The organism is Microcoleus sp. Pol7_A1, assembly GCF_036701085.1.
GTDB classification, from domain to species: domain Bacteria; phylum Cyanobacteriota; class Cyanobacteriia; order Cyanobacteriales; family Microcoleaceae; genus Microcoleus; species Microcoleus asticus.
Genome location: NZ_JAUBQD010000052.1, coordinates 21,755 through 35,999, shown reverse-complemented (window position 1 = coordinate 35,999; position 14,245 = coordinate 21,755). Strand labels below are relative to the sequence as shown.

The 14,245-nt window shown below is 45.1% G+C and carries 7 protein-coding genes; 1 reads left to right on the top strand and 6 read right to left on the bottom strand.

The genetic code is table 11. The features are described from left to right. Positions 1-18 precede the first annotated feature (18 nt). The 3 genes from aspS to QUA20_RS23875 form a co-directional block, all read right to left on the bottom strand. Positions 19-1,806 carry an aspartate--tRNA ligase gene (gene aspS / locus QUA20_RS23885; protein ID WP_333191716.1) on the bottom strand — a complete coding sequence of 596 codons (1,788 nt, stop codon included), beginning with the start codon at positions 1,804-1,806 and terminating at the stop codon, positions 19-21. Between the two features lie 163 nt (positions 1,807-1,969). Then, a complete protein-coding gene (locus tag QUA20_RS23880; RefSeq protein ID WP_333191714.1) occupies positions 1,970-2,575 on the bottom strand; it encodes a hypothetical protein in 606 nt (201 codons plus the stop codon). Between the two features lie 343 nt (positions 2,576-2,918). Continuing rightward, positions 2,919-3,542 carry a macro domain-containing protein gene (locus tag QUA20_RS23875; RefSeq protein WP_333191712.1) on the bottom strand — a complete coding sequence of 208 codons (624 nt, stop codon included), beginning with the start codon at positions 3,540-3,542 and terminating at the stop codon, positions 2,919-2,921. 128 nt (positions 3,543-3,670) lie between these two features. Between QUA20_RS23875 and crcB the strand changes: the two genes are divergently transcribed. Then, complete coding sequence (gene crcB / locus QUA20_RS23870; protein WP_333191710.1) at positions 3,671-4,069, top strand: fluoride efflux transporter CrcB; 399 nt, start codon at positions 3,671-3,673, stop codon at positions 4,067-4,069. Positions 4,070-4,420: 351 nt separating this feature from the next. Here crcB and QUA20_RS23865 read toward each other — a convergent pair whose 3' ends face one another. The 3 genes from QUA20_RS23865 to QUA20_RS23855 all read right to left on the bottom strand — a co-directional run bounded on the left by QUA20_RS23865 (position 4,421) and on the right by QUA20_RS23855 (position 14,099). Then, entirely contained in the window at positions 4,421-5,383 is a 963-nt protein-coding gene (locus QUA20_RS23865) for a diguanylate cyclase (RefSeq protein ID WP_333191708.1), read from the bottom strand. A gap of 10 nt (positions 5,384-5,393) precedes the next feature. Then, the gene (locus QUA20_RS23860) at positions 5,394-8,555 is read right to left on the bottom strand and encodes a response regulator (RefSeq protein WP_333191707.1); all 3,162 of its coding nucleotides are present in this window, start codon (positions 8,553-8,555) and stop codon (positions 5,394-5,396) included. Positions 8,556-8,645: 90 nt separating this feature from the next. Further along, the gene (locus tag QUA20_RS23855) at positions 8,646-14,099 is read right to left on the bottom strand and encodes a PAS domain S-box protein (protein ID WP_333191706.1); all 5,454 of its coding nucleotides are present in this window, start codon (positions 14,097-14,099) and stop codon (positions 8,646-8,648) included. Positions 14,100-14,245 lie beyond the last annotated feature (146 nt).

Genomic DNA, 14,245 nt, shown 5'->3' with positions numbered 1-14,245 from the left:
TCAAGGTATTTTACATACTTATGACTTGGGCGTATAAGTCGATCGCACTTGCAAATCCTTCAACTGCTTCTCATCCACACCAGACGGCGCATTCGTCAGCAAACACCCCGCTTGCTGCGTCTTCGGAAAAGCCATTACGTCCCGAATAGATTCCTCACCAGCTAACAGCATTACCAACCGATCCAAACCGTAGGCAATTCCTCCGTGGGGCGGAGTTCCATACTCAAACGCATCCAACAAAAAGCCAAACTTATTGTAAGCTTCTTCAGTCGATAAGCCGATCGCCTCAAACACCTTTTCCTGAACTTCCCGCTGGTAAATCCGCAGAGAACCGCCGCCGACTTCTGTACCGTTTAACACCAAGTCGTAAGCTTGAGCTCTCGCAGTTTTCAAATCGTTAATATCGTCGGGATGCGGCGCAGTAAACGGGTGGTGCAATGCTTCCAAACGCTTCTCGTCAGCGTTCCATTCAAACATCGGGAAATCTGTCACCCACAGCAGATTCATCTTGTCTTTGTCAATCAATCCCAATTCGTTACCGACGAACAAACGCAATCTATCTAAAGTCTTATTGACAGTTGTCGCGTCGGCGGCTGCAAATAACAACAAATGACCTGGTTGCGCGCCGGTGCGATCGAGCAATTCCTGTTTTTGTGCTTCCGTCAAATTATCCTTAATTGCGCCGATCGTATCAATTTCGCCATTATCCCGCACCCGAATGTAAGCCAATCCCTTCGCACCGGCTTCGCTGGCTTCCTTAAACAAATCGCCGCCCGGTTTAATCCGCACATTAGAAATCGCATCATTCCCGCCGGGAATCGGCAAAACTTTCACAATTCCGCCCGCAGCAACCGCCCCGGAAAATACCTTAAATCCCGAATCTTTCATCAAATCGGAAACATCGACTAATTCCATACCGAAACGAGTATCCGGTTTATCGCTACCGTAGCGATCCATCGCTTCTGCGTAAGTCAAGCGCGGGAAAGGACAAGGCAATTCAACGCCTTTGACAGTTTGGAAAATATGGCAGACTAAACCTTCATTTAAGGCAATTACTTCTTCCACAGACATGAAACTCATTTCCATGTCCAATTGCGTAAATTCTGGCTGTCTGTCGGCGCGCAAATCTTCATCGCGGAAACATCGGGCAATTTGATAATATCTGTCAAAACCAGACACCATCAACAATTGTTTGAACAACTGCGGCGACTGCGGCAAAGCATACCATGCACCGGGATTGACGCGGCTGGGAACTAAATAATCTCTCGCACCTTCGGGAGTCGCCCGAGTTAAAATCGGCGTTTCAATTTCCATGAAACCTTCGACATCTTCCAGGTGGCGGCGCATGGCTTTGACTACTTGGTGGCGAAGCTGCAAATTGCGACTCATACGATCGCGCCGCAAGTCCAAATAGCGATATTTCAGCCGCAAATCTTCCCGCACGCTTTCATTTTCCGCCGTCGCCACCTGAAACGGTAACTGTTTGCGAACCGCATTCAACAACTCAATTTCGTCAGCATAAATTTCCACCTCACCCGTAGGCAATTTCGGGTTGAGGGACTCTTCGGGGCGGCCGGTGACTCGCCCGGTAATTTTAAGCACGTATTCGCTGCGCAAAGCCTCAGCCCCGCGATAGGAATCGGGGGTGCGTTCAGGATCGCTGACAATTTGCACGATACCCGATCGATCGCGCACATCCAGAAAAATCACCCCGCCATGATCGCGGCGGCGATCCACCCAGCCGTAAAGGGTGACAGTCTCTCCGATGTGTTTGCTTCGCAGTTCGCCGCAGTAGTAACTTCTCATAATTGGGGGTTGTGGACTAAAAATAAAGCTTTTTAATTATGCAGTATGCCTGAAACTTCTGCTGAATGCAAATGCACGCACGATCGGCATTAGCTTTGGAATTAATTCCAAAGCTAACTACCCTAACAACCCGCTGGGAGTTCCAAACCCCCGGCCGGCCCTTCTAGGAATCCCCGCGATCGCTGTGAGACTTGTCAAAAAACGCCGTCAGCGCGTTCCATGCAGACTTAGCCGCATCCGTCAAGCGAGTGCCGATCGACTCAATTTGCTTCACAATAAGGTGCCAATTCTTTTCAGCTTCCGTCTGAATGTGGTCAACAGCTTGTTCGATGCGATCGCGTTCGATCAATTTATTTTGTTCCACCGCTTCTCGCGCTTGTCGCACTGCTTTCAAATAAGCTTCGCGACTGACTTCGCCGGCATCTTGCACCTGCGCTTGCGCCCGCGTTTTAATCGCATCTACCACCAGCCAATTTTTCTCAGTTTCTTGTTTAATCAGCCTGACTGCTTCTGTGAATCTCTCGTGGGCGAGATCCTTATTTTCTTCGATCGCCCCTGAAGCCTTATTCACAGCTTTTAAATAAGCTTCGCGGGTGAGTTCGCCCGCTGCTTGCACTTCGGCGGTGGCGCGTTTTTTAATTGCTTCAAACAGCGCCGCAGTTTCTGCGACCGCTTCATCAGTCGCGTCGGGCATCTCTTTTTTGACGAGATCCGTCGTTTCGACAGTTGCCTCTAAAATTGGTTCTTCGGTTACTTTTGGATCTGTCATATCAATCTTCTCCTTTGGTAGCAAACATTTTCAAAAAATCTCACAGTCCCTGGATGCAGACTTTGTAGGTGTAGCGCCAGATTTTATTCGGGCCTTTAAGAATAACTCGGCAATTATTGTTCCAGCTTCATCAAATTTTAAATCTGCGCTTTCGCAGTCGAGCGGTTTCAGTTCTATATTAGATTATATCTACCAAAGTTGAGTTCGTGTGTAGGATACCGCCAACTTGCAGGTACGGTTTAGCGAACTTAAATTTTTAATAAATCGCTCAGCCTCAAGAAACACACACCAATAAAATTGATTTCTCAACACTATAAAAATAGCAACTTTCATACTGCCAATTTTATAACTGCAAATCTTCGACCTCGCTCAAATATAACAAGTGGTGACATCTTTGAGCGTGCAGTAAAGATTGAGGAAATTCGTACTGAGATAGGAGGATATCTTCGAGCGCCACTTTCATTTGATTGGCGCAGATATGTGGCGGCACTTTGCCCGTGCCCGTACCCATGCCGGGAATAGCGATAGTTTCAATGATATGTTTGACTGGCGTTCCGTCTGGGACTGTACCAAATTTGACGAGAGTTAAAATAGCCCGGGTTGCTAGATAGACATTTACTGTCTCTCTTAAAACTGTGGGAACGCGCATGATAGGGGCAGCTATTAAATAGGGAATTTCAGCATGATCGGTGTCTACAATTTCTGCCCTTCCTACTAAGAGTTCGCCGTGATGTCGAGTCTGAATTAGTTTTTGCAGGCGTTCTTGAACCTGACCTCCAAAATATTCCGAAATTTCTAAATCTAAGCCGTCGTCCATGAAACCAAAACTATTTCCCGGACTAACAATAGCATCGCATTTAACATCTAACATTGAGCCGCGGTGTATCTTTACATTTTCCATATTTCCGCAAGTGCTTTCCCACGCTCTAACTAAATCATCATCTACGGCGACTAGCACAATTTGCATAAATACTCTCTATAGGTTTTAATTAAGAATAGCCAGAGCGATCGCCAATTTAATCATACAATACTTTACATAAGTCCGCTGAATCTAAAATTCATCTCAATATCAAGTAGCACATATTTAATAGCTGTATGCTGCAAGACCCGAATCTCCGCCATCCGATAGCAATTAGTTTAGGTGCCGTTGCCGGCGCTTTGAGCCGCTATTATATCACCTTGTGGTTTGCCAGCCGTTTCGGTACGGCTTTTCCCTACGGAACTTTTTTTATTAATATGACTGGTTGCTTGGCTATGGGATTTTTTATTACCCTCGCTTTTGAACGAGTGCCGACTATTCCGTCGGAAGTACGGTTAATGGTAGCAACGGGCTTTTTGGGTGCTTATACTACTTTTTCAACTTACGGTTTAGAGACAAATGTCTTGTGGCGCGATCGATCTTACAGCATCGCCGCTTCTTACTGGGCTGGCAGTGCCATACTCGGAGTAATCGCCGTTCAGCTAGGCATCATTCTAGCACGAATTGGCAAATAGATAAAATCGGTTTGTGCAAATAATACCAGTTAAAAAAAAGAATGCAACTGTAGGCAAACTCTCCACCCATACAGCATCAGTCAGTCGATTTTAGATCGGGGTTGCGGACAAAAACGATGACATCTTTTGAACACAAGATCCCTTAACCTAATACAGGGATGGTTTTTAACGGGATTGCAACCCTGTCAGGTTTAAGTGAAATGATGTGTACTGCATCGTGTTTTCCGGCTGAGGGGCTAAAGTCTTCAAGCTGTTTGCCTATCTTGTTTTCAGCTTACTCTTTCTCGGTATAGTTCACGTTTAATCAATAATGCTTCTGGCGATCGCATATCGCTGTTCTCAAAAGAACAGTTAACGATTTAAACAGCGTTTGGTGCGTTTATTCTCGTACATAAGTTGATCGGCCTTTGCCACCAATTGTTCTAATGAAAAGTCATTATTGAAATCCCCAGCCTGCACCCCTAGACTTATTGATAGTAGATAGGCTCGCTCGTGCTGTCGATTAAAGCTATCAATATTAGCTTGCAGCCGATTATAAAAATTATATGAATTTCCAGAAAAAGTAGGAACAAATAAAGCAAATTCATCTCCGCCCAGTCGAGCCACAATATCTGAATCACGAAAAGTTTGCTTCAATATTTGAGCTGTGTCAACGATTACTCTGTCTCCCATTTCGTGTCCGAAAGTGTCGTTAATCTTTTTTAAACCATCTAAGTCAGCAAATAAAATATAATAGCAGGTTTGCGTGCGTCGAGCAATTTTTAGTTGTTGATCTGCTAGTAAAAAGAAGCCCCGTCGGTTATATAATCCAGTTAATTCATCCGTCAGGGATAGCTGCCTTACTTCTGCCTCTGCCCTCAGACGTTCCTGGATTTCCTGTTCTAAACGTTGATTTTGTTCGATCAGTTGTTGGTGTTGCTGTTGAATGAGTAATTGATTCTTTACCCTGAGCAGCACTTCCTGCTCTTGAAAAGGTTTAGTGATGTAATCTACACCGCCCAATTCAAACGCCCGCACCTTGTCTTCGAGTCGTTCGAGCGCACTGATAAAAACGATCGGAATCTGAGCAGTAGCTTCAGATGCTTTCAACTGTTGGCAAACTTCGTACCCATTCATTTCAGGCATATTAATGTCAAGTAAAATCAGATCCGGAGAGTTGCGGCGAACACCTTCGAGAGCCATTCTACCGTTGAGTGATTTGCGAACAATATAGCCCTGTGACTCTAGGATTTTGGCTAACAACCGCAGATTGTCTGGGGTATCGTCCACGATCAGAATATTCGTTTGGGCAGCAAGTTTAAGTAAAGTCGCCATAATCTTCTTTCTAAAATTGGGTGAGAGTTGCGATCGCTTCCAACTGGAAGTTATCAACCAGCGATATCATTGCTTCAATGATATCTTGTTTCTCCTTGGGAATTTGAGCTATGAGTTGATATAGCTTGCGATCGCTGAGATCGAGTGCTGCTTCATGGACTTGTGCAATCCATTCGATAGGCATAGTTTTCAAATCTTCTGGAGTCAACGTCTTTGGTAGTAAAACAGATGACTCTCGGAGAACTTTTTCAGCGTAGCAGTAGCGGACACCCAAGTGAAAAGCTATTTTGTCGAAAAGTGTGGCTTCACTAAACGGCTTGGTAATGTAGTCATCGCAACCGGCTTGCAGACAGGCGTTGCGATCGTCTTCAAAAGCTAATGCAGTCAGAGCAATGATGCTGGTCATTTTTGCTTTGTCATTTATCTTAGGCTCAGAGTTGTCTGCTGATAACGACTGACTAATGACTGATGACTCTTGCGCTCGAATCTGTCTGGCCGCTTCATAACCATCCATGACAGGCATTTGAATGTCCATCAAAATCAGGTCTGGATGCCATACTTGCCAACGGGCGATCGCCTGTGCCCCATTCTCAACCGCACACACCTCAAACCCAACTGACTCCAGCAGTGTCACCAGCAATTGCCGATTTTCTGGAACGTCTTCTGCGACTAGAATTCGGTACATCGGTTGCCCTAATTCCAGCCCGATAACGAGATCGGCTTCAGCCTCTTCTAAATCAAGGGACTCTGGTAGAGCCAAAATAACTTCGCAGGTAAAAGTCGATCCTTGATTCAGGTTGCTTCGGACAGTGATATCCCCTCCCGTCAGACGAGCAAACTGACGACTGATAGACAGTCCTAAACCAGTTCCCTTTGCATGACGACCGCAATCGGTTTGCATGAAAGCTTCAAAAATAGATTCTAAATCTGAGGGCGCAATACCAGATCCGGTATCCTCAACCTCAAAATGCAGGGTAATTGTTTGTTTAAAATCGCATAGATTATAGGGAACAGAAATAGGCAGCGTCAAACTGGTTTGGTTGATGGTGTCTTCGCCTTCGCTTAGCGTTCCAGATGGCATACCGTCTGATGAAAAAGCTCGTCCCCGCAGCGCAATCTTTCCTGTGGTTGTAAATTTGATCGCATTCCCTAGCAGATTCATCAAAACTTGGCGAACTTTGGCTTCATCACCGCAGACATAGCGCGGCACAGTAGCATCCCACTCAATACTCAGATTCAAACCTTTTTCAGCCGCTTTGAGAACGAACATATCGTTAATAGAAAAAAGCAGCCGATGCACATCAAAACAACTTGGATTCAGTACCAATTGGCCTGCTTCAATTCTGGACATTTCCAAAACGTCATTAATTAATGTCAGCAGGTGTTCTCCACTGCGACTAATGATACCTAAATGCTCTTGAAATTCGGATGGAATATTAGGACTGCGGTTCATAAGCTGGGTAAATCCCAGAATGGCATTCAGCGGCGTTCTGAGTTCGTGGCTCATCTTGGCAAGAAACTGGCTTTTGGCGCGGTTAGCGATCGCAGCCCGCTCTGCGGCTTGTTCTAGGGCAGCTTGTGAAAACTCCAGCACTGCCAGCATGAGGATGTTTCTCATTTCGGCGGCTGCTTCTAACTCCACCGCCTGCCAAGGATAAGACTTTTCCCGCACTGTCTGCCTCCACAGTTCAAACGACTTTCGGGGACACAAGTGCATTGCTCCAATTTCATCGACTGTGACGGCATCCTGTGGATTACCTGCCCAGTTTACGGTTTGAATTTGTTCGGGTCGGAACCAAAGAATGTGGTATGACTTTTCTTTGACATAGCTCAGCAAGATTGAGATTGCTAAAACACCGCTGGCTTGGTATTTGAATTGCTTCGCTTGGGGATACAACTGATAGAGAGAATCTGTTGCAAACACTCGTTCCTGGTTGTGTTGCGCCAACCACTTTACAAACTCCTCTATCTCTGATTCAGATGGTGTTTGACCCACCAGTGTCAGACGACCATCAAGTAGGATGGCTGCGCCTTGAGCATCAACCAAATTTAGCAGTTGAGAGGCATTTCGAGTCAATACCTGTTCGATAAAATTGGACTCTCGCTGGAATGCCTGCTGAAGTTGCTCGTGAATAGTTTTTACTTGCTTTCGGTAAACATTCAATTCTCTTTCTTGCTGATGCACCAGTTCAATCGAGGCAAATTGTCCTAAAAATTCACAACTTTTGCGCGTTTCGTAATTCACCAATCGCGGGCTGTAATGGTGACAAGCAATTAATCCCCAGAGACGCCGATCGTCAATTAACGAAATTGTCAGCGACCCGGCGACTCCCATATTCTGCAAATATTCGATGTGGTAGGGAGAAACTCCCCGTAACACACAATTAGTCAGATCCAGGGGTGTATTGGTGAGGGGATTGTTAGTAGGAATTAGGGGGGCAGGTGTGTAATTGATATCGGGAATTTGGCGCACCCAGTTGCGGTAAAACAATTTGCGGGCGGGTACGGGAATATCGGTCGCCGGATAATGCAATCCCAGATAACTTTCTAAATGGCTTTCTTTTTCTTCTCCAATCACCACCCCATGATTGTCGGCTTCAAAGCGGTAGATCATGACGCGATCGAACCCGGTCATCGCTTTCACTTCTTTGGCAAGGGTTTGAGCTAAATCGGAAAGGTTGGTTGCGCTGCGAAGTTTGAGGATGGCAGCTTGGAGGCGATGATAGAAGTGGACTGAATGAGTTTTGTTGGTGGTCAGTTGGGATTCGAGTTCCAAAATTAACCCATCTCCTGTCCGATGCAGCGTGCTTCTAAAGGTCTGAGTTTTCCGACCCCGATCTACCTGGGCAATTCTCCGCTGTGTTTTTAGCTCAAACGGATTATGAATTTCTAGGTTGTTTTCGCTCAGATATTCGGCAATCCGTTGCACTTGAGCGCGGGAAAATAACCGCTGTAAGGGCTGACCCAGCAATGCTTCTGCCGCTATGCCAAAAAAAAGTTTTACATTTTCACTTACTTGTAAAATCTTGAGGTTAGCTTCTTGCAACTTCAAAACTATTCCATAAGGTTGAATATAACCGGGAGCATACACTGATTCATCGCTGCACTGCTCTAAAGTTGTCAATTCTAAAGGAGTGAGTGAGGGTGGTTTCGTAGCAATTGGTATTTGCATTTTAAAGTAAGTAATTCTAAAAGTTAAAAACTTGTCAATTGTGGATTTTAGATTTGGAATTTTGGATTGAAGAATTTTCCTATCCCCCACTCAGGTTGGGGAATTGCCGTGAATTAGCTGAAGAATTTGCTCAAATTGATACTGGTTGGCAAGTTCAGTCAGACGGTTAGCAAGTTGAGCGAGTTCTGGGGACAGTTGAGATACAAGTTCAACGATCGCCCCATCGTCTCCACATACAGCATTCTCCTCCAATTGAGCCAGCCATGCTTCTGGTAATGTTGCCATAAGTGTTGGAGCGAGGGCATCTGAAACGGGACATATCGTACAGCAGAGGTATGTTTCCTCTTTCTCATTCACTGTTCCTTCTTTCTGGTATACATACTCTAAGCCCAGGTATTCCGCCATCTTGAGAAATAGCGTATTTTCTTGGAAGGGTTTGCTGATGTAGTCGTTGCAGCCAGCAGCGAGGGCGAGGGTGCGATCGCTCTGAGAAGCCTGTGCTGTGAGTGCAATAATGATGCTGGTTTGTCCGTGTTCCATTGCCCGAATTTTTTTAGTGGCTTCGTATCCATCTAGCAAGGGCATTCTGATGTCCATCCAGGTGAGGTCGGGTTGCCATTCAAGCCATAGCTGGATTGCCTCCTGTCCGTTGGTAGCTTCTCGTACCTCCAATCCTAATTGTGTCAGCAATCTGACTATCAACAGGCGATTTTCGGCGCGATCGTCAACTACCAAAATGCGATGGTGGGGTTGACCGGGAGCCAGCCCTATCACGAGGCGATCGTGCTGTTCGGATGTGAGGTTAACTCCACTGGTGGGAGTGATGGGGAAAGTAAAGGTAAATGTAGTTCCCTGTCTTAAAATGCTACTAACAGCAATTTCTCCGCCCACGAGATCTAAGAGTTTGCGGCTAATGGTCAATCCTAGCCCTGTGCCACTTACCGATTGCTTTCCAGCTTGGGCTTGCACGAACGCATCGAAGATAGTATCAATTTCTTCGGGTGCAATCCCTACACCCGTGTCTCTCACTGCAAACTGGAGAATAGTCCGAGTTGTGAGTGCTACTTCTGTAGTGGGAGCCTTGATGCTGACGCGCAAAGTAATGCTTCCCCGCTCGGTAAATTTAATCGCATTACTCAAAAGATTGAGCAAAACTTGGCGCAGTTTTTGAGCGTCGGCAAGAATAAATTGGGGAACTTCGGGAGCAATCTCGAAACAAAGGTCAAGTCTTTTAGAACTGGCTCGTTCTGCTAACATATTTCGCAGGTTATGTAGCAGGGCAATTAAGTCAAATCCACTTTCTTCTATTGTGCAGTGTCCTGATTCAATTTTCGAGAGATCTAAAATATCATTAATCAAACTCAAGAGATGGTCGCCACTGCGACGAATGGTTTGTAGGTCTTCTTGCTGGTTGGGAGTGAGGGAAGGGTCATGGGTCATTACCTGGGTAAATCCCAGAATTACGTTGAGGGGTGTGCGGAGTTCATGGCTCATATTGGCGAGGAAGATACTTTTCGCCATGTTTGCTGATTCTGCAGCTTCCATTGCTTGTCGCAGTGCTATTTCTTTTTGTTTGCGATCGCTGATGTCTTTGTGTGTTCCAATCATCCGTAAAGGCTTACCCTGTTCATCATAGGCAACGACTTTCCCGTAGTCAGCGATCCACTTCCATTCCCCTGACTTGCAACGCACGCGATAATCACAGGCATACTTAATTGAGCTATCTTGCAAGTGACTGTTCAGATACTCAAAAACGCAGAATTTATCATCAGGATGAATCATCTGCTCCCAGACGTTCAAATCCATCACCAACTCACCCGGCTGGTAGCCCCGCATTTCCTGGTAGTGGGAACTCAGGTAAAATTTTCCAGTTTTAATGTTCCAATCCCACAGTCCATCTCCAGAGGCTTCTAGTGCTAGCATTAAGCGTTCCTCACTCATTTGTAAAGCTGTTTCAGCTTGATGTTGTTGCGTCAGATCGATCGCCACACCACCGACTAGCAGTTGCCCCAATAAGTCGGGAATGAGAAATTTGTAAACGAGAAAATCACCCAGCGTTCCATCTCGACGGGGCGCAACCTCAACCGTTTCAATTACCTCCTGGGTTTGAATAACCGCTTGGATGTTGTCGAGAAATTGTTGGGCGACGGCGCCAGAGTAAAGTTCACAAATGGATTTGCCAATCACATCGTCAGTGGGTAACTCGAAGGTATGGAGATAAGTCTGGCTAGCATAGAAAATTACACCATTTTCATCGGTAATCCAGGCAGGGGCAGGGCTATGATTCATGAAGGCTTGGAAGCGAGCTTCACTTTCTCGGAGTGCCTGTTCTGCTTGTTGGCGTTCCGCTTCAATGCGTTTGCGATCGCTAATATCCCGGCAGATACAGAAGTTCATCATTTCACCTTCTAATTCTACCCGATCCAAGCTAATTTCTACATCATAAACTGAACCATCCTTGCGGCGATGTCGCGTCTCAAACAAAGGAACAATCTCCTCTATATTGAGCATGATTTGTAGTTCTTCCTGCGTCCATTGAACATCCCAATCAGAGACATTCATATTCAGGGTTTCTTCTAAGCTGTAGCCCAGCATTCTAGCAAAACTAGGGCTGGCTTCGATCGCGTTTCCGCGCCGATTTATGACAACAACACCGTCCCTGGAAGTGTTAAAAAACGTTTTAGTCCGCCGGAGTTCCTGTTCTAGTGCAAGTTCGGCTTTTTTGCGATCTGTAATATCTTTCATGAAGCAGTAATGCCCTAAAAATTGATGCTGTTCGTCGTAAGTTGAAATCATAACGACTTGTTTGTAAAAAACCGAACCATCTTTACGAACCCCTTTCGTTTCAACTTCAACTCTGCCCTCTTGCACCATCAGCCAATAAGCTGCAACCAGTTTTTCCAACTCATCGGGATGTACGGTCTTTTCCCAGGACATCCCCATCATTTCTTCTGGGTGATAGCCTGTCATGTCAGCATAAGCTTTATTGACATAGAGGTAACGCCCTTCTACATCCAGTTTGGAAATGCCGGCCACCGCATTTTTCATCACCTCACTCATTTCTCTAAGCTCTGCTTCTGCGTGTTTGCGATCGGTGATATCTTCTGAAAAACAAAGTAGGTACTGGAACAGATGCTGCTCGTCGCAAATGGGAATCTTCACAGTATGCAGCCAACGTTTGCCCAGACTATGACTGTCAATGAGTTCTTCAGCAATATCCTCAGTCTTACCTTTTTCAAAAACTTCTCTATCCTTTTGGTCAAAAAAGATAGCCTGTTCTATTGGGAAAAAATCATAGCCACATTTGCCGATCGCTTGTTCGGCTGAGATGCCAAATAACCGTTCGCTGGTTTTATTCCAAAACTGAAATACGCCCAATCGTTTAGGATCTGCGTCCTTAACAAAAATTGCAATCGGTAGATGATCCAGCAGTGCTTGTAAGAAGTTGCGAGTTTTTTGTATTTCCAGCTCTACTTTTTTGCGCTTGCTAATATCAATAAACGTAACTACAACTTGTGCGGTTTGACCGTTTCGATCGAACTCCGGGAAGGCATTAACTAATACCCAAACACAACTATCAATTTCTTTGTTAATTCCTAAAACATAATTTTTCAGGGAACTTCCAGTGGATAAAACCTGATTTACCGGATATTCCTCTAGGGGCATAACGCTGCCATCTTCCCGGACAAAATGCCAGGCCGGAGAGATAGCTATTTTTCCCAGCATTTGATCCATTGAAAGCCCTAGTAATTCACCGGCCTTTTCATTACATAATTGGATGCTGGTATCTGTCGCATGAATCACAAAACCCGCATTTAAGTTATCGATCAATTGCCGATATCTGGCTTCGCTTACCTGTAAAGCAAATTCAGCTTGCTTGCGCTCGGTAATGTCGGTGTGAGAGCCAGCCATCCGAATTACATTACCTGCATCATCCCAAAGTGCCTGACCGCGATCGAGCGTCCATTTGTAGGAACCATCTTTGCAGCGAATGCGATGTTCTGTGATATAGAAAGGAGTTTTCTTGGCAAAATGGTCTTCAACGGCTTGCTTCACCCATCCCAAATCATCGGGATGTACCAGATTAGTCCATTCGTCTACAAGGTTTTTGATTTCGTGGTCTTCATAGCCCAAGATTTCCTTCGAGCGACTAGACAAGAATATCTCGTTGGTTTGAACATTCCAATCCCAAATGCCGTCATTATTCCCGCGTACAGAAAGTTCCCAGCGTTCTTCACTTTGACGTAGTGCTGCTTCTGCTTGTTTGCGGTCAGCAATATTCCGGGAAATCTTTGAGGCTCCAATTATATTCCCTGTTTCGTCTTTAATGGGGGAGACGCTCATCGAGACATCGATTAATGTTCCATCTTTCCTTAGCCTCTTTGTATCGTAGTGTTCGATGCGTTCTCCTCGCTGGATTTTGGTGAGAATTTCGTTTTCCTCATTTCGATAGTCTGCGGGAATCAGTTTTGTCCCTGATTGCCCTACTATTTCGACCGCTGTATAGCCAAAAATTGTTTCTGCTCCTACATTCCAACTTGTAATTACACCCTCTAAATCTTTGCTGATAATGGCATCTTCCGAAGACTCAACGATCGCAGCTAGTCGGGCGATCGCAATTTCTGCCTGTTGTCGCTGGTGAATTTCCCATTCCAACTGGCGATTTGCTTTTTTGAATTGATGGACTTCGCGATAACTAACTTGTGCGAGATACACGACTGACATCAGCAGCCCCACTAAAATTAAGCCACCAATTAACACAACTATTGGTAAATTAAAATTTTCCTTTTCTACTAAATCTAAATTGCGATCGATATCTAGTCGCCACTCTGCACTATAGGCTCTTATTACAACTGTTTTATGCAGTGAATAATGAGATGATAACTCTTGACCGTAGATCAAATTTGTGCCATCATATATAGCCACATTGTACCCAGGTGGCACTTTTAAAATACTGTCAAATAGAGTTTGAAACTTAAAAACTCCGACAATAAACCCATCAAACCGCTCCCCTACAAATAAAGGAAAACTTGCTAGAAATCCTTGACCCCCTTGAACGAGTGAAATTTTGCGAGTTAACATAGGTTGACGCAAATCACGAGCCACTTGCAAAGTGATTTTGCGACGCAGTTCCCGATTAAGATCTAGGTTTTGCGCTGCCTCATTCCCAGCCAGCGGCACAACCGATCGCACTTTAAATGATCGATCGACTAATTCGATCGCCTGATAACCGTAGAAATCCTTTACATAAGCCTCTGCATCGGCTTCCCAAAGAGCCTTTGGCGTACCGCCATTGGCTTCCCAGCGATTCGCCATTTGCCGAAGTGTCAACACCCGAATTGATAATCCTTCGCTCAGTTGTGACTGAATCGCATTGGCTTCCTGCTGAATTAACTGCTCGATGTGAATTTGTCCGTTGATGGTTAGCTGTTGCCACGTAAATAAAACAGCAAGAGAGGCCACCACACCAAGCAAAAGAGGTAGCAATCGTTTAAGTAGTGTTTGGTCTAAACTTATAATTACTTTGCGTCGAGGTATCACCATAAATTAAGCGATAGATGAATAGAGTTTTCTTCTCTTTCTTGGGTTAGAGTTGGGTAATTTAATGAGGCAACAAAAAAAGTGTCGATTGTGAAAACCAGTTAGCCATAAGACAATATATAAACTTTATCCCCCCTAAATAGAGCTAT

Coding starts and splice junctions, on each gene's coding strand:
- crcB (WP_333191710.1), top strand. CDS start 3,671: ATGCTGCAAGACCCGAATCTCCGCCATCCGATAGCAATTAGTTTAGGT.
- aspS (WP_333191716.1), bottom strand. CDS start 1,806: ATGAGAAGTTACTACTGCGGCGAACTGCGAAGCAAACACATCGGAGAG.
- QUA20_RS23880 (WP_333191714.1), bottom strand. CDS start 2,575: ATGACAGATCCAAAAGTAACCGAAGAACCAATTTTAGAGGCAACTGTC.
- QUA20_RS23875 (WP_333191712.1), bottom strand. CDS start 3,542: ATGCAAATTGTGCTAGTCGCCGTAGATGATGATTTAGTTAGAGCGTGG.
- QUA20_RS23860 (WP_333191707.1), bottom strand. CDS start 8,555: ATGCAAATACCAATTGCTACGAAACCACCCTCACTCACTCCTTTAGAA.
- QUA20_RS23855 (WP_333191706.1), bottom strand. CDS start 14,099: ATGGTGATACCTCGACGCAAAGTAATTATAAGTTTAGACCAAACACTA.
- QUA20_RS23865 (WP_333191708.1), bottom strand. CDS start 5,383: ATGGCGACTTTACTTAAACTTGCTGCCCAAACGAATATTCTGATCGTG.